The 13,005-nt window shown below is 71.3% G+C and carries 15 protein-coding genes and 1 pseudogene; 1 reads left to right on the forward strand and 15 read right to left on the reverse strand.

Annotated elements, in window-relative coordinates; all coding sequences use genetic code 11:
* Positions 1-72: 72 nt before the first annotated feature.
* The 15 genes and pseudogenes from dprA to BLW82_RS12415 form a co-directional block, all read right to left on the reverse strand.
* Positions 73-1,218, reverse strand: a complete 1,146-nt coding sequence (dprA, locus tag BLW82_RS12345; protein WP_093498834.1) for a DNA-processing protein DprA — start codon at positions 1,216-1,218, stop codon at positions 73-75.
* A complete protein-coding gene (locus BLW82_RS12350) occupies positions 1,215-2,825 on the reverse strand; it encodes a YifB family Mg chelatase-like AAA ATPase (RefSeq protein ID WP_093498835.1) in 1,611 nt (536 codons plus the stop codon). Before BLW82_RS12350 ends, dprA begins: the two co-directional genes overlap by 4 nt.
* A gap of 1 nt (position 2,826) precedes the next feature.
* Positions 2,827-3,288, reverse strand: coding sequence for a YraN family protein (locus BLW82_RS12355; RefSeq protein WP_371131489.1), 462 nt, complete (start codon positions 3,286-3,288; stop codon positions 2,827-2,829).
* Between the two features lie 76 nt (positions 3,289-3,364).
* Positions 3,365-3,673 (reverse strand): DUF2469 domain-containing protein, encoded by a 309-nt coding sequence (locus BLW82_RS12360; RefSeq protein ID WP_008745401.1) that lies wholly within the window; start codon positions 3,671-3,673, stop codon positions 3,365-3,367.
* Positions 3,674-3,729: 56 nt separating this feature from the next.
* On the reverse strand, positions 3,730-4,245 hold the full coding sequence (locus tag BLW82_RS12365) for an NUDIX hydrolase (RefSeq protein ID WP_093498837.1): 516 nt from the start codon (positions 4,243-4,245) through the stop codon (positions 3,730-3,732).
* The gene (gene lepB, locus BLW82_RS12370; protein ID WP_093498838.1) at positions 4,235-5,020 is read right to left on the reverse strand and encodes a signal peptidase I; all 786 of its coding nucleotides are present in this window, start codon (positions 5,018-5,020) and stop codon (positions 4,235-4,237) included. The genes BLW82_RS12365 and lepB (BLW82_RS12370) overlap by 11 nt, the downstream gene beginning before the upstream one ends.
* Positions 5,021-5,137: 117 nt before the next feature.
* On the reverse strand, positions 5,138-6,163 hold the full coding sequence (gene lepB / locus BLW82_RS12375) for a signal peptidase I (protein WP_093498839.1): 1,026 nt from the start codon (positions 6,161-6,163) through the stop codon (positions 5,138-5,140).
* Positions 6,057-7,142 (reverse strand): annotated as a pseudogene (lepB, locus tag BLW82_RS12380) (signal peptidase I); the annotation flags it as partial. The pseudogene lepB (BLW82_RS12380) and the gene lepB (BLW82_RS12375), both read right to left, overlap by 107 nt.
* The gene (gene lepB, locus BLW82_RS12385; RefSeq protein ID WP_093498840.1) at positions 7,135-7,842 is read right to left on the reverse strand and encodes a signal peptidase I; all 708 of its coding nucleotides are present in this window, start codon (positions 7,840-7,842) and stop codon (positions 7,135-7,137) included. The gene lepB (BLW82_RS12385) and the pseudogene lepB (BLW82_RS12380), both read right to left, overlap by 8 nt.
* 46 nt (positions 7,843-7,888) lie before the next feature.
* On the reverse strand, positions 7,889-8,239 hold the full coding sequence (gene rplS / locus BLW82_RS12390; protein WP_093498841.1) for a 50S ribosomal protein L19: 351 nt from the start codon (positions 8,237-8,239) through the stop codon (positions 7,889-7,891).
* Between the two features lie 136 nt (positions 8,240-8,375).
* Positions 8,376-9,209, reverse strand: coding sequence for a tRNA (guanosine(37)-N1)-methyltransferase TrmD (gene trmD / locus BLW82_RS12395; protein WP_093498842.1), 834 nt, complete (start codon positions 9,207-9,209; stop codon positions 8,376-8,378).
* On the reverse strand, positions 9,206-9,751 hold the full coding sequence (gene rimM, locus BLW82_RS12400; protein ID WP_093498843.1) for a ribosome maturation factor RimM: 546 nt from the start codon (positions 9,749-9,751) through the stop codon (positions 9,206-9,208). Before rimM ends, trmD begins: the two co-directional genes overlap by 4 nt.
* Positions 9,752-9,859: 108 nt before the next feature.
* The gene (locus BLW82_RS12405) at positions 9,860-10,099 is read right to left on the reverse strand and encodes an RNA-binding protein (protein WP_003973401.1); all 240 of its coding nucleotides are present in this window, start codon (positions 10,097-10,099) and stop codon (positions 9,860-9,862) included.
* 5 nt (positions 10,100-10,104) lie between these two features.
* Positions 10,105-10,524: a 30S ribosomal protein S16 gene (gene rpsP / locus BLW82_RS12410; RefSeq protein WP_093498844.1), complete on the reverse strand. Its 420-nt coding sequence runs from the start codon at positions 10,522-10,524 to the stop codon at positions 10,105-10,107.
* Positions 10,525-10,882: 358 nt separating this feature from the next.
* Positions 10,883-11,479, reverse strand: a complete 597-nt coding sequence (locus tag BLW82_RS12415; RefSeq protein WP_093498845.1) for a hypothetical protein — start codon at positions 11,477-11,479, stop codon at positions 10,883-10,885.
* A gap of 583 nt (positions 11,480-12,062) precedes the next feature.
* On the opposite strand from BLW82_RS12415, the gene BLW82_RS12420 reads away from it, so the two are divergent.
* On the forward strand, positions 12,063-12,923 hold the full coding sequence (locus BLW82_RS12420) for a methyltransferase domain-containing protein (RefSeq protein ID WP_093498846.1): 861 nt from the start codon (positions 12,063-12,065) through the stop codon (positions 12,921-12,923).
* Positions 12,924-13,005 lie beyond the last annotated feature (82 nt).

Below are 13,005 nucleotides of genomic sequence, written 5' to 3' on the forward strand. Positions count from 1 at the left end.
TCGGCCGAAAGCGTCAACTCCGGGAATTCCCAAGGGCGTCGGGGGTTCCCCCGGACGGCCGAACACGCTCGGTCAACACCGGCTCCGACCGGCCCGGACCGAGATCATCGCCTGGCGTGTCAACTTCCAGCCGTCGCCGTGTCGTTCGACGTAACCAAGTGCTCGGAGTTCGTACAGTCTCGCGACGGCCTCGTCCTCGGACGTCTGCGCGCCGCGTGCCACCTCTTCGGGTGAGGCGGCCCGGTTGCCGGGCAGGGCGGCCAGGACCTGCCGGGCGGCGGGTTCCAGCAGGTCACGTGGGAGGACGGGGCCGCGTCTGGCCGGGGCCAGCTCGCCCATGTCGCCCACCAGCTCGACGACCTCCGCGGCGTCGGTGACCAGCGCCGCCTCCCCGCGGAGCAGTTCGTGCACCCCGGCCGAGAGGCCACTGGTGGCCGGACCTGGCACGCCCATGGTGAACCGGCCGAGCCGCTGTGCCGCCCGCGCCGTGACCAGCGAGCCGCTGCGGTGGGCGGCCTCCACGACGACGGTGCCCCGGGTGAGCGCGGCGATGACCCGGTTGCGGAGCACGAACCGGCTCGGCGTCGGGTGCTCGCCCGGCGGCAACTCCCCCACCACCAGTCCCTGTTCGGCGATCCTGTTGATCAGCTCGGTGTGGCCCCGGGGGTAGGGCCGGTCGACCCCGCAGGCCAGCACGGCGACGGTGGCCCCGCCGGCGCCGAGGGCTCCGCGGTGGGCGGCGCCGTCGACCCCGTAGGCGCCACCGGACACCACCACCCAGCCGCGCTCGGCGAGTCCCGCGGCGAGGACGGCCGCCATGTGGGCGCCGTACTCGGTGCAGGCGCGGGCCCCGACGAGGGCGACGGCCCGCAGCGCCCACATCCGCAGGCTGGGCAGGCCGCGCACCCACAGGCCGAGGGGGCGGCCGTCGCCCAGGTCGTCGAGCTGTGTCGGCCACTCGGTGTCGCCGGGGCACACGAACCGCGCGCCCGCCTCCCGTGCGGCGGCGAGGTCCGCGCGGGGGTCGGCCTGTGCCGCGCGGGCCAGCAGACCCGCCCACCGCTTGGCGCCGGCACCGGGCAGGGGCTGCCCGCCCTCGCGCAGCCGGGCCGCCACCTCGTGCACGCCCCGTTCCCGCACCCACCGCCCGGCGGTCTCGTCGCCGGGCTCGGCCACCCGGGCCAGGAAGACCCGGTCGAGCACTCCGGTGTCGCTCATGGGGCGATCCCTTCCAGGACCGCCCCGCGCCGGACGCCGGTGCGCAGCTCCAGGGCCAGGTTGACGTCGTTGGCCGAGGGGCGGCCGCGGCCCGCCAGGTCGGCGAGGGTCCAGGCGACCCGGAGCACCCGGTCCAGTCCGCGGGCGGTGAGCAGGCCCCGGTCGAGGTCCAGCTCGGCCTTGAGCAGCGCCCCCGGCTGGACCTGCCAGCGGGTGCGGAGTTCATGGCCGGGGACCTCGCTATTGGTGCGCCAGGGCAGCCCCTCGTAGCGGCGGGCGGCGCGCTCGCGGGCCGTGCGCACCCGGTCGGCCACGGCGGCGGAGGGCTCGGCGCCGGTGTGGAGCCGCAGCAGTTCCTCCCGGGCGACCGGTTCGACGTTCACCCTGAGGTCCACGCGGTCCATCAGAGGGCCGGAGAGCCGGGCCCGGTACCGCTTGATCGAGGAGGGCCGGCACTCGCAGACGTCGCCGGGGGTGCCGTGGCGGCCGCAGGGGCAGGGGTTGGCGGCCAGGACCATGAGGAACCTCGCGGGCATCCGCAGTATCCCGGCGGCCCTGGCGATGACGACGTGCCCCGACTCCAGGGGCTGGCGCAGGGCGTCCAGGACGCTGCTGTGGAACTCCGCGGCCTCGTCCAGGAAGAGCACGCCGTGGTGGGCCAGGCAGACCGCTCCGGGGCGTGGCAGGCCGGTTCCGCCGCCGATCAGGGAGGCCATGGTGGCCGAGTGGTGCGGGGCGCAGTAGGGCGGCCGGTCGACCAGGGGGTGGCCGGGGGGCAGCATGCCGGCGACCGAGTGGACGGCGGTGACCTCCAGCGACTCCTGGCGGCCCAGCTCGGGCAGCAGTCCCGGCAGCCGCTCGGCCAGCATGGTCTTGCCTGCACCGGGCGGGCCCTTGAAGAAGACGTGGTGGCGCCCGGCCGCGGCCACCTCCAGGGCGGCCCGGGCGACGTGCTGGCCGGCGACGTCCGCGAGGTCGGGCGCGTGGTCGCCGGTGGCCGCGCCGGTACCGAGTCCCATGCCGGGCAGCGCGAGCCCGGCGAGAAACGGGTCGGGGCGGATCTCGCCGGGGACGGGCTCCTCGTCGGGGACCGGTTCGTCGGTGAGGACCGCGATCAGCTGGCGCAGGCTGCGGATGCCCAGCACGGACACCCCGGGCACCAGCGAAGCCTCCGGCACCGCGTTCTCCGGCACGACCACCTGCTCGTACCCGGCGTCGGCGGCGGCCAGCACGGCGGGCAGGATGCCCCGGACCGGCCGGACGCTGCCGTCCAGGCCCAGTTCCCCGATCATCACGATCTCGGCGAGCACCCGGGGATCGATCCGCTCGGCCGCCCCGAGCACGGCCGCGGCCACCGCGAGGTCGAAGCCGCTGCCGCTCTTCGGCACGGATGCCGGGCTCAGCCCGACGGTGAGCTTCTTCGACGGCCACGAGGCGCCCGAGTTCACCACCGCCGCCCGGACCCGGTCCCGGCTCTCCGTCAGGCTCTTGTCCGGCAGCCCCACCAGGGTGAAGGCCGCCACCCCGGGCTCCAGGTCGGCCTGGACCTCCACCACCACGCCCTCGACGCCCACCAGCGCCACCGAGCAGGTCCGCGCGAACCCCATCTCACGCCACCCCCCGGACGTGCTCGACCACCGGCGCCCCGCGCCGCGGCAGCAGCACGCCGACCACGTCGATGCGGACGCCGCCCGGCGGTGCCCCGCCGTGGGCGTGGACCCAGTGCTCGGCGAGGCCGCGCAGGCGCCGCGCCTTCTCCGGGGAGACCGCGGCCATGGGGTGCTCGAAGACGCCCGCCCGCCGGGTCTTGACCTCGCAGACGACCAGGACGTCGCCGTCCCGCGCCACGATGTCGATCTCGCCTGTCCTGCCGCAGCGCCAGTTGCGCTCCAGGACCGTCAGACCGGCCTCGGCCAGCCGCCGTGCGGCCAGCGTCTCGCCGTACCTGCCGAGTGCGCTGCGTGCCCGATTCGTGCGTGCCTGATCCGTGCGTGCCTGATCCGTGCGTGCCTGATCCGTGCGTGCCTGATCCGTGTTCATGTCGGCACCACCTCCGGCGCCAACGGTCAGGCATCTCCCGCCAAGAAGTTGATCTTGGTGAGTTACTCAGCGGTTGTGGACAACTCCGTCACCCGTACGGGCCGCCTCAGCCGCCCGGAAGTTCCAGATCGGTCTTGTTCAGTTCCTCGATGTTCACGTCCTTGAACGTCAGGACGCGGACCTGCTTCACGAAACGGGCCGGCCGGTACATGTCCCAGACCCAGGCGTCCGCCATGGACACCTCGAAGAACACCTCGCCCTGGACCGAGTGCACCTGCATCTCGTAGTCGTTGGTGAGGTAGAAGCGCCGCTCGGTCTCGATCACGTATTTGAACAGACCGACGACATCGCGGTACTCCCGGTAGAGCTTCAGCTCCATCTCGGTCTCGTACTTTTCGAGGTCCTCGGCGCTCATGGCATGTTCCCCTTCAGCCGTGCGATCCCACCATTGTGCGCCAGTCCCGCGCGCCCCTAGACGATTTCCGTGTCAAGGGTGACGGGCCCGGCGGGGGGACCTTCGTCGAGCAGCCTACGGAACAGCTCGGCGAGTCTGGTCGGATACACCGTCTCATGTGCCCGGGTCAGTTCCTGGCACGTCCACCAACGTGCTCCGGCCACACTGCGCCGCTCCAGTTCGGTGAGGGCGGTGGCCGCGGTGGCGGTCTGCGTCGTGCGGGCCAGGTAGTACCACTCGTCCTGGTCCCAGCGGCGACCCGCGAACGGGAAGGAGCACGTCCGGCGCCACAGCACCGGGCCGAGCTCGACGTCGGTGATGCCGGTCTCCTCGGCGAGTTCCCGCAGAGCGGCCTGCTCACGGGTCTCGTCGCCCTCCAAGCCGCCGCCGGGCGTGAACCACCAGTCGTCGGCCGGGTCGTCGGGCTCGTGGCCGTGCAGGAGCAGGATGCGGTCCTCGGGGTCGAGCAGGACCACCCGGGCCACCTTGCGCAGGCCGCCCTCGGGCGCCTCGGGCAGCGCCTCAGCGGGCACCGGCGGGCTCCGTCCGGGTGCGGCCGCGGGAGCGGCCCAGCAGGTTCGCGACCGGGCCGTAGGCGCCGCCGGCGAGGACCAGCACGCCACCGGCCACGATCAAGAACTCGATGACCCGCAACGGACCGGGCTGGGAGAGCGCACCGAGGGTCTCGAAGCCGGTCGGGCGCTTGAGGAGGCCCTTCATCGGCCAGATCACGGCGTCCACCCGGGCGGTCACGGCGCCGCGGGCGACCGTGCCCTTTGCGGCGTCCGTGAGGTGCGCGGTGGAGTCCAGGGAGCCCTGACGCTCGTCACCGAGGAGGAAGAGCCGGCCCTGGGGAACGGTCACGGTGGGGAAGCCCTGGAGCTCGGCCTGGGTGCCCGCCGGCAGATACGGCTCCTGGATCTGCTTGCCGTTGACCGTCAGCTTGCCGTTCGTGCAGCAGGCCACCGTGTCCCCGCCCACCGCGACCACACGCTTGACCACGTCCGCGTTGGTGACCCAGCTCTTGTCCTTGAAGACGACGACGTCGCCCCGGCGCACCTCGCTGCCGTCGATGCGCTGGCCGAGGACCCGGTCCCCTGCGTCGATCGTCGGCGTCATCGACGTGGTGGGCACGGTGTACGGCCGGTAGACGACCGCCGCCCAGCCGAATCCTCCGAGGAACAGCACGATGCCCAGGGCGACGGCGATCCCGGAGAGCCGCTGTCCGAGCCTGCTGCCGGCCTGCGCCGCGCTCGTGCTGGTGCCTGCGCCGTCGCGCGGAGCCGTACGTATCGTGCTGTCGCCCATGAGGCCGCACCCTACCCGGCGGTACCGGGCAGGGGCAGCCCTTCTTCGGCGCCCCTGGTCACAAGCTCCCCAAGGGCTTCACACGGGACGGTCGGCACGGGCCTTGCGGGACTTAGGTCAGCGCTTGCCCGCGGCCACGGGCTTGTCGAACTTCTGCTCGATGCGCTCACCCCGGCGGCGGCGCCACACCGCGACCGGGAGGACGGCCGCGACGGCCGCGCCCTGCGGCGCCACCGTGAGGGAGCCCGCGGCGGACGACTGCGTGTTGATGCCGCTCTGGTCGAAGGTGTCCGGGATCGGCAGCGTGCCCCAGCGGTTGATCGGCCAGGCCTTGACGATGGCACGGCCGACGACGTCCTTCACCGGGACCATGCCGTGGTGCTTGTCGGACTGGTTGTAGCGGGAGTCGCGGGAGTTCTGGCGGTGGTCGCCCATCACCCAGATGTACCCCTTGGGCACGTGCACCGTGAACTGGCCGCCCTGGTCGTCGACGCTGCACGGCGTGTTGCCCGGGTACACATAAGGCTCGCTCAGCGCATGGCCGTTGACCATGAGCGGGCCGCTGCCCTTGCAGGAAACAGTGTCGCCGCCGACACCGATGACGCGCTTGATCAGGTCCCGCTCCTCGGCCGACGGCATCAGGCCGATCCAGCTGAGGAAGGTCTGGATCGCGTTCGGCTGGGCGGTGGGCTCGCCCGCCAGCCAGTCGTCCGGGTCGTGGAAGACGACGACCTCGCCGCGCTCCGGCTTGGAGCCGAACCACGGGGTGAGCTTGTCGACCAGGACTCGGTCACCCTGCTGGAGGGTGTTCTGCATCGAGTCCGACGGGATCGAGAACGCCTGCACCAGGAACGTCTTGATCAGTAGCGCCAGCACCAGCGCGATGACGACGAGGATCGGCAGCTCCTTCCAGAAGGAGCGTGGTTTCTTGGGTGCGGGCGCCGCCGGATCGCCCGGGTCCCCGTCCGTGCCCGAGCCGCCACCGCCGGAGTACGGACCGTCCGCCGGGGTGCCGTCTCCTCCGGGCCCGGAACCGTTCCCGGAGGTCAAGGCGCCGTCTGCGGGGGGGACATTCTCCACGGGGCGCCCGCTGTGCTCCTCGCCGTCGTGTCCCGACCGTGCGCCTACCGCCACATCCCCCACGCCAACTCCTTACTCCGTGCCGCCGCCTGCGCCATCCCCGGCGCAGGCCCACCACTCCCATAACGAGCGGGAGTTCCGCAGGGGTCGGGAGTTGGATGTATCCGTTCGGATCGTCGGAGGCAACCCTATGCGACAGCCGGGGGGCCGCGGTCGACCCCGACCCGGAGTCAGAAACGCTTGCGAAGGTTTTAGGTTCGTCGAGCTTGGTCCAGTGGCCGATGGGCCAGCCGATCATCATGGCGCGGCCCACCACCGAGGTCACGGCCACCGTGCCGCCGTAGTCGGTGTCCTGGTGGGCGCGGGAGTCGGCGGAGTTGCCGCGGTGGTCGCCCATCACCCACAACCGCCCCTTCGGCACGGTGATGTCGAACGGCTGAGCGGAGGGGACGTTCCCTGGATACAGGTAGTCGCCCTCGGTCAGCGGTACGCCGTTGACGGTCACCCGGCCCTGTGCGTCACAGCACTTGACGTGGTCGCCGCCGACACCGATGACCCGCTTGATGAGGTCCTTCTCGTTGGCGGAGGGCAGCAGGCCGATGAAGGTGAGCCCTTCCTTGACCTGCTTGACCCCGACCGGGTCGTTCGCCTTGGTGGTCTGCTCGTCCTTCAGCCAGCCGCCCGGGTCGTGGAAGACGACGACGTCCCCGCGGTGCGGCTGCCACCCGAACCACGGGGTGAACTTGTCCACCAGGACGCGGTCGCCGATCCGGATCGTCTGTTCCATGGAGCCGGACGGGATCACGAAGGCCTGGACGAGGAACGTCTTCAGCACGAGGGCTATCAGGACGGCCACGCCGACCAGCAGCGGTATCTCGCGCACCGCACTGCGCCGTCGCTTGCGCTTGACCTTGCGCTGCAGTTTGCGCCGCTCCGCGCGGGACCGGCCGCCGGACGGTCCCGAGGCGCGCCGGGCCCCGGTAGGCAGCAGGTTGGCGGTGGCGTCGACCGGCACGCCGCGCGGTCGGCCGCGGTTACCCATGGGACGCTCCGTCGGCCGGCACGCGCGCGTAGGCGGCGGGACGGGTGAGACGGGTCCAGTGAGCGTACGGCCAGACGATCCAGTCGGCCCGGCCGACGACCCTGCCGACGGGGATCATGCCGCCACCGGGCGAGCCGAGGTGGTCGCGGGAGTCGCTGGAGTCGCTGCGGTGGTCGCCGAGCACGAAGAGCGTGCCGTCGGGGACGTCGACGTTGAAGGGCACGGTGGAGGGGGTGTCCCCCGGATAGAGGAACGAGGTCTCGTCGACCGGCCGGCCGTTCACTTCGATCCTCCCCTTCTCGTCGCAGCAGACCACATGGTCTCCTCCCACACCGACGACGCGTTTGATGTAGTCGGCGTCCCCGAAGTATCCGGAGCCGTCGAACACCACGACATCTCCCCGGCGCGGCCCGGCACCGAAACGGTACGCCAACTTATTTACGAGAACGCGGTCCCCGATCCTCAATCCCTGTTCCATGGATCCGCTGGGAATCTGGAATGGTTGCGCCACGAAAGTGTTGAGGACGAGCAAAAACGCCAGGCAGGCGAAGAGCGTGAGGGTGATCCAGCCACCCGGCAGCCAGTCGGTGACCCGCTCGGTGGCGCGTGCCGCCAACGCGAAACGCGACCGGTCCTCCGCGGCCTCTGGTTCGGGGCTGGAGGAGCGGTCGCGCTCCGTGTGCTGTGCTTCGGTGTCCATCGGGGCCAGATGCTATCCGGCCTCGATGAGAACCCCGTTCGCGAGATCAGTTCTCGCGCTTCTCCTTGATCTTCGCGGCCTTGCCGCGCAGGTCGCGCAGGTAGTACAGCTTGGCGCGACGCACGTCACCGCGGGTGACGAGCTCGATCTTCTCGACGATCGGGGTGTGCACCGGGAAGGTGCGCTCGACGCCGACGGAGAAGGAGACCTTGCGGACCGTGAAGGTCTCGCGGACACCGCTGCCCTGACGGCGGATCACAACGCCCTTGAACTGCTGCACACGGGAGCGGTTGCCCTCGATGACGCGGACGTGGACGTTGACGGTGTCACCCGGGCGGAAGGCCGGGACGTCGCTGCGCAGCGACGCGGAGTCGACGGTGTCGAGCAGGTGAGACATTTCGTCTGCTTTCCTCGCTGATGCCACAGGTCATCAACGGAAACTAGGTGTTCCATGGGGTCTGCCGTGCGGGTCGGGGCGGGCGTCGTGTCCCCCTGTGGCAGGGGCGCACGCCGGACGGACGCACAACAGCGGCCTATTCTTCCACGCCCTGTGGCCTGCGCCAAAATCGGCCGTGGGGTCCGCCCTCCGGGTCCGGGGCCCAGCCCAGGATGGAGAGCATCTCCCGGTCCTTCTTGTCGAAGGCCCTGGGGTCGCAGCGCTCGATCAGGTCGGGCCGGTGAACGGTGGTCCGCTTCAGGGCCTCGTCGCGGCGCCAGCGGGCGATCTTGCCGTGGTGGCCGCTGAGCAGCACGTCGGGGATGTCCCGGCCGCGCCAGACGGGCGGCTTCGTGTAGACGGGGCCCTCCAGGAGGTTGGCCATGGCGCCGGGCGCGAAGGAGTCGTCGCGGTGCGACTCGGCGTTCCCGAGGACGCCGGGCAGCAGCCGCGCCACGGCCTCGGTGATCACCAGTACGGCCGCTTCGCCGCCGGCGAGGACGTAGTCGCCGATGGACACCTCGTGGACCGGCATCCGGGTGGCGTACTCGTCCATGACCCGCCGGTCGATGCCCTCGTAGCGGGCCGGTGTGAAGATCAGCCAGGGGCGCTCGGAGAGCTCGACGGCGAGTTCCTGGGTGAAGGGACGGCCGCTGGGGGTGGGGACGATCAGCGCGGGGGCGTGCGAGCCGGTCTCGTAGCCGTCGGCGAGGACCGTGTCGAGGGCGTCGCCCCAGGGTTCGGTCTTCATGACCATGCCGGGACCGCCGCCGTACGGCGTGTCGTCGACCGTGTTGTGCCGGTCGTACGTCCATCCGCGCAGGTCGTGCACGTGGACGCCGAGCTGTCCACGCGCGCGTGCCTTGCCGACCAGCGAGACGTTCAGGGGTTCCAGGTACTCGGGAAAGATCGTGACGACGTCGAGCCTCATGCGTCGTCGTCCCTGGACGAGACGGTCTCCGCCCGGTCGTCGATCAGGCCGGGCGGCGGCGCGATGACGGCCCGCTGTTCCTCCAGGTCGATCTCGGTGACGATCTCCTGGACGAACGGGATCATCACCTCGCTGCCGTCGGGCCGCTCCACGATGAACAGGTCCTGGGAGGGCAGGTGCGAGATCTCGGTGATCCGGCCGACCTCGGTGCCGTCCTCGGTGACCACGTCAAGGTCGACGAGCTGGTGGTCGTAGTACTCGTCCTCGCCCTCGGGCAGCTCCTCCGGGTCGATCTCGGCGATCAGGAGGGTGTTGCGCAGGGCCTCGGCGCCGGTGCGGTCGCTGACGCCCGTGAAGCGCAGGAGCAGGCGGCCGCTGTGCACGCGGCCCGTCTCGATGGTGAGCGGTCCCACGCCGGCGGGATCGGTGGCGAGTACGGCGCCCGGCCCGAGCCTGAGCTCCGGCTCGTCGGTACGTACCTCGACGGTGACCTCGCCCTTGATGCCGTGGGCGCGGCCGATCCGTGCGACTACGAGCTGCACTGTGCCTGTTCTCCTGTCATCTCCTGCTCGACCTGTTCGACCTGCTCATACGGCTCGGGCCGGGGACGGCCAGTGGCCCTCCCCGGCCCGAGCCGGTTGCGATAAGCGTCAGCGGACGTGGTCGACGTCGACGAGGTCGACGCGGACTCCGCGACCGCCGATGGCGCCCACGACGGTGCGCAGGGCACGCGCGGTGCGGCCGTTGCGGCCGATCACCTTGCCGAGGTCGTCGGGGTGCACCCGGACCTCCAGCACGCGCCCGCGGCGCAGGTTGCGCGAGGCGACCTGCACATCGTCAGGGTTGTCGACGATGCCCTTCACGAGGTGCTCAAGCGCCTCTTCGAGCATGCTGCTCAGGCCTCGGTCGACTCGGACTCAGCCGCGGCCTCGTCCTTCTTCTCAGCCTTCTTCTTCTGGGTGATCGCCTCACCCTTGCCCTCGTCGTCACCGCCGAGCGCCTCGAACGACGGACGCGTGGCCTTCGGGGCGGCCACGAGCAGCGGCGCCGGGGCGGGCTCGCCCTTGAACTTCTGCCAGTCGCCGGTCTTCTTCAGGATGGCGAGCACGGGCTCGGTCGGCTGGGCGCCGACGCCGAGCCAGTACGCCACGCGGTCGGCGTCCACCTCGATGACCGACGGGTTGTAGGTCGGGTGGTACTTGCCGATCTCCTCGATCGCACGGCCGTCACGACGGGTGCGGGAGTCGGCGACGACGATGCGGTAGTGAGGCGAACGGATCTTGCCCAGACGCTTCAGCTTGATCTTGACTGCCACGGGAGTGGGTTCTCCTGGATTTGACGTGGTTGGGCACGGCGAGACTGCCGCGTGGGGTTGCGGTACCCGAGTGCCCGACGGACGCGTCAGCCGGAGGAGAGAGGGGTCCTGTGCGGCTGTCGAGTACAGCTAGCCATTGTGCCATACCCTGCGGGTCGCTTTCGGCCGGCGGTCGGGACGGGGGCTCCTGGACAGGCCGGAGTCGCACCCGGCGTGGAGGTGAGGTCACGTCGGGTGCGACGACCGGTGCTGTGAAGTTGTCGTCCGCGCCCACCCCTGCCCGCGGGGGGACGGGGGGTGCCTGCGTCCGTGGGCCGGTGGCGGAGCAACGGCTGCGGCTGCCACGAGCAGCCGTGGCCTATGCCGCGCCCACGACCTCCGGGATGCGGAACGGCTTGCCGCAGCCGCCGCAGACGATGGGGGCCTGGGCCAGGACCGACGGGACCACCCGGACGTTGCGTCCGCAGTCGCACACCGCCTTGACGCGGACGCCACCGCCGGACGAGCCGTGGCGGGCGGCCGGGCCACGGAAGGTGCGGGAGGTGTCGGCGGACGTGGCCACCGTGTGCGCCTTGAGAGCGCGCTGCAGTCTCTCGATGGTCGGGCGGTAGCGTCGCTTCGCCTCCGGGTTGAGCGTGACCAGCGAGAAACCGCTGCTGGGATGCGGCTCGTCGGGGTGGTCGAGGCCCAGCTCCTCGGCGATCGCGAGGAATCGGCGGTTGTGGTAGCGGCCGGCCCGGGAGGTGTCGCGGACTCCACGGGAGGCTGCGATGCCGTGGACTGCCTCATGGAGCAGCCGTTCGAAGGAGAGCTCGTGACCGCACGCGGACGACGACTCCCCGATCAGGGACTCTGGCGCGGCAAGGTCCGGCAGCTCGGGGTGGTACCGCTGAATGTCGGCCCACGCCTCTGCCAGCTCTGCGGCGAGGACAGGTGGTGTCTGTGTCGTGCTCACGTAATGAGAACGAGCGGGAGGGCCCCTGTGTTCCTATTCCGGGGCATCCCAAATAATTTGCACGTACCCGTCAGTTGCCGCTGATGCGTGGAGACGAGCACGGGTGCGCTGATCTGCGGAGAAGCCTCACAGCTCGTACCAAGCCGGTGCGTAGTCTGACGTACGACCCGTCACGTATCCCTGGTCCGAACGCCTGGACGACGGAGGTCTGCGGATGCGCAAGAGGCGTTTCGGTCGCTCTCCTGGCCGGGTCCCATCCCGGTCAGCGTCCGCGGCGGCCCCGGCGTTACTCGCAGCCCGTCGGCACCCGGCACCGCACCGGCTCCGGCACCCTGACATGGCGGCCACCGTGCCCGCCGACCATGGCCAGAACCGCCGTGTCGCGGGTCCGATGGTAGAGCCCCAAGTTGCCGGGATGTGAAATCTCGCCACAGTCACAGCCCATGTACAAGCAGTGACCCGCGACCTCTGGACGCCGTCGCGAGCCCGGAGTTATGTGGCATAGGTGGGAAGTGCGGGCGCACGGCACGGGGGCCACGGAATCGGTCAGTGCGTAACTCTCGGCGGATTGGGGCGCTTACCTATGACACCTACGCTCGTGCGGCACCACCTGGCTCACGTGGACTCACCACCCCGTGTGGACCTGGGCGCACGCGCGCGTGACTGGTCCGAGATCCAGGAGCGGATGCTGGTGCCGCTCTACGAGACCGTCCACGAGCGACTCGAAGTGGGCCCGGCCACCCGGCTGCTCGGCCTGGGCTGCGGTTCCGGTCTCGCCCTGCTGATGGCGGCGACCAGAGGGGCCGCGGTCACCGGAGTCGACTCCTCCCCCGAGCGGCTCGCCCTCGCCCGTGAGCGTCTGCTGCCCGACGCGGCCCCCGGCGCACGCGCGCGTGGCCTTACCGCCCGGATCGTCGAGGGCACGCCCCGGAACGCCGCGGCCGCGCAGGCACCGGCGTACAACCTGATCACCGCCTTCGACCCGATCGGCTGCCTGGCCGGCGACGCCGAACGGCTCGGTGACCTGCTGGCCGAGGCGACTCCCCTGGCCGAGCACGGGGCCGCCGTGGTGCTGACCGGCTGGGGTCCGCCGGAGCGCTGCGCGACCTCGTCGGTGCTGCGGGTGGCCGCGAAGTTGGCCGATCCTCTGCGGAGCGCGGGAAGCTGGCGTCCGGCGTGCCGGGACGATCTGGAGGAGGTCGCCCAGCGGGCCGGCCTGCGGATCGACGGGTCCGGGCGGGTGTCCTGCCCGTTCGGGTACGCCGACGCGGACAGCGCGGTGCGGGGGTTGTTGTCGACGGGGCTGTTCGATGCGGGGATCGCGGCGGCCGACGAGGAGCAGGTCGGCAAGGAGCTGGCCGAGGCGCTTCATCCGCATCAGCGGGCGGACGGCACGGTGTGGATGCCGAACGTGTTCCGGTACCTGATCGCGCGGGTGCGCTGACGCTTCGCGGGGGCCGCCGTCTTCGGCCGCGGCGCCGTGGGGGCTGGTCGCGTAGTTCCTCCCCCAACCTTCGGCCGGGGGT

This window comes from Streptomyces sp. Ag109_O5-10, assembly GCF_900105755.1.
Lineage (GTDB): Bacteria > Actinomycetota > Actinomycetes > Streptomycetales > Streptomycetaceae > Streptomyces.